Annotated in this window: 4 protein-coding genes; 3 read left to right on the top strand and 1 reads right to left on the bottom strand. The window is 47.0% G+C overall.

The features are described 5' to 3' along the window. Window positions 1–452 precede the first annotated feature (452 nt). From tomB to maa, 3 genes are all read left to right on the top strand, one after another. Window positions 453–827: an Hha toxicity modulator TomB gene (gene tomB / locus HMPREF9538_RS17320; RefSeq protein WP_002892066.1), complete on the top strand. Its 375-nt coding sequence runs from the start codon at window positions 453–455 to the stop codon at window positions 825–827. 26 nt (window positions 828–853) lie between these two features. Next, window positions 854–1,072, top strand: coding sequence for an HHA domain-containing protein (locus tag HMPREF9538_RS17325; RefSeq protein WP_002892050.1), 219 nt, complete (start codon window positions 854–856; stop codon window positions 1,070–1,072). A gap of 158 nt (window positions 1,073–1,230) precedes the next feature. Further along, on the top strand, window positions 1,231–1,797 hold the full coding sequence (gene maa / locus HMPREF9538_RS17330) for a maltose O-acetyltransferase (protein WP_002892030.1): 567 nt from the start codon (window positions 1,231–1,233) through the stop codon (window positions 1,795–1,797). On the opposite strand, the gene HMPREF9538_RS32180 is transcribed toward maa, so the two are convergent. Continuing rightward, the coding region (locus HMPREF9538_RS32180) for a hypothetical protein (RefSeq protein ID WP_009484691.1) at window positions 1,769–1,890 on the bottom strand (122 nt) is incomplete at its 5' end. The genes maa and HMPREF9538_RS32180 overlap by 29 nt on opposite strands.

Below are 1,890 nucleotides of genomic sequence, written 5' to 3'. Positions count from 1 at the left end.
CCCTTTTTTATCACTGGCTGGCAAGGCACATATTGCCATTGTTTATTTTTCGTTCTGCATTTAATATATATTGATATGGCGCAGGCTATTTTTAGCAGCTTGTTCAACAACTCGGGATCGGCAAACACTCATTTACCAGGAATAATCCTACTATCATTATCCACGGGTCGGCGGTTTCTGAACGCGACAGCTGCCTGCCTTAAACCAATGATTCATAAGATTTCTCTATTTCTCCGGCTGTGGGCCAGCGCCTGCGAAATTAATTCGTCTATTTTTAAGATAATTTCTCGCTGATAATTGTAATTTTTCGTAATAGCACGATGAAATCTGTTGGAGAGTGGATTATAGTTAAATCAGCAGGATTACTCAGTTAGTGTCAGGTCAGTTAGTCGTGTTCATCCCACAACGGTGTTTGCTAGTCGTCGTTTAAACCACTCAAAAGGGGATGCGTTATGGACGAATACTCGCCAAAAAGACATGATATTGCACAGCTACGCTTTCTCTGCGAAACGCTGTATCATGACTGCCTTGCAAACCTGGAAGAGAGCAACCATGGCTGGGTCAACGACCCGACGTCGGCTGTCAATCTCCAGTTAAATGAATTGATCGAGCACATTGCCACATTCGCTCTTAATTATAAAATTAAGTATGCAGAGGATAATAAGCTGATCGCTCAGGTTGACGAATATCTGGACGACACTTTTACGTTGTTCAGTAACTACGGCATTAACTCTACGGATTTGCAAAAGTGGAAAAAATCCGGTAACCGACTATTTCGTTGCTTTGTCAACGCCAGCCGGGAAAACCCGGCCAGTCTATCGTGTTAGAATTATTACAATCAAAAGGTGGAATTATGTCTGATAAGCCATTAACTAAAACAGACTATTTGATGCGCTTACGTCGTTGCCAGACAATTGACACGCTGGAGCGCGTCATTGAAAAAAATAAATATGAACTGTCTGATAATGAGCTGGCGGTATTTTACTCAGCTGCCGACCATCGTCTGGCGGAACTGACCATGAATAAGCTATACGATAAAATCCCGACTTCTGTCTGGAAATTTATCCGCTAATTTACGCGTATTACGTGGTCTGCTGGCCGGACGGTACGGGTCAGCCGCCATAGGGTATCTTTGTGATAGACATCACATCATTCAGCCAACAGCAACCCTGTAACCGGTTTCTTTTTTATACTGCTACGGCCATCAACAGTCAGGTATAAGGAAGACCCATGAGTGAAGAAAAACGCAAAATGATCGCCGGTGAGCTCTATTTATCTGGCGACCCAACGCTTCGCGCCGATCGCCTGCGCGCCAGACAGTTGTTGCACCGTTATAATCATTCCGCCCCGGATGACCAGGAACAACGTCAGCATATTCTGGCCGAACTGTTCGCTCGCGCCGGCGATGCGTATATCGAGCCAAGCTTTCGCTGCGACTATGGTTATAATATTTTTCTCGGCGCCGGTTTTTACGCCAATTTTGACTGCGTGATGCTCGACGTCTGCCCTATCCATATTGGCGATAACTGTATGCTGGCGCCAGGCGTCCATATTTATACCGCCACTCATCCGCTGGACGCCGATGCGCGTAATAGCGGCCAGGAATACGGCAAGCCGGTAACTATTGGCCACAATGTGTGGATTGGGGGTCGGGCAGTGATCAATCCCGGCGTGACCATTGGCGATAATGCGGTCATTGCGTCCGGCGCGGTAGTCACCAAAGACGTACCTGCCTGTACCGTCGTCGGCGGTAACCCGGCGCAGATCATTAAGCGCCTTCCGCCGACAAATCCGTAACTGTTATGCTTTTCTGTAACTGATCTGTTACTTTCTCCGCAGAATATTGCAACATAAAATAGCCTTCAGGCTGAGCCTGCCGCGCCTGGTCCG

Origin of the sequence: Klebsiella sp. MS 92-3, from assembly GCF_000195655.1 — a bacterium.
GTDB lineage: Bacteria > Pseudomonadota > Gammaproteobacteria > Enterobacterales > Enterobacteriaceae > Klebsiella > Klebsiella pneumoniae.
Note: the sequence above shows the minus strand (reverse complement) of the source record. Positions and strands in the feature narration are given on the sequence as shown.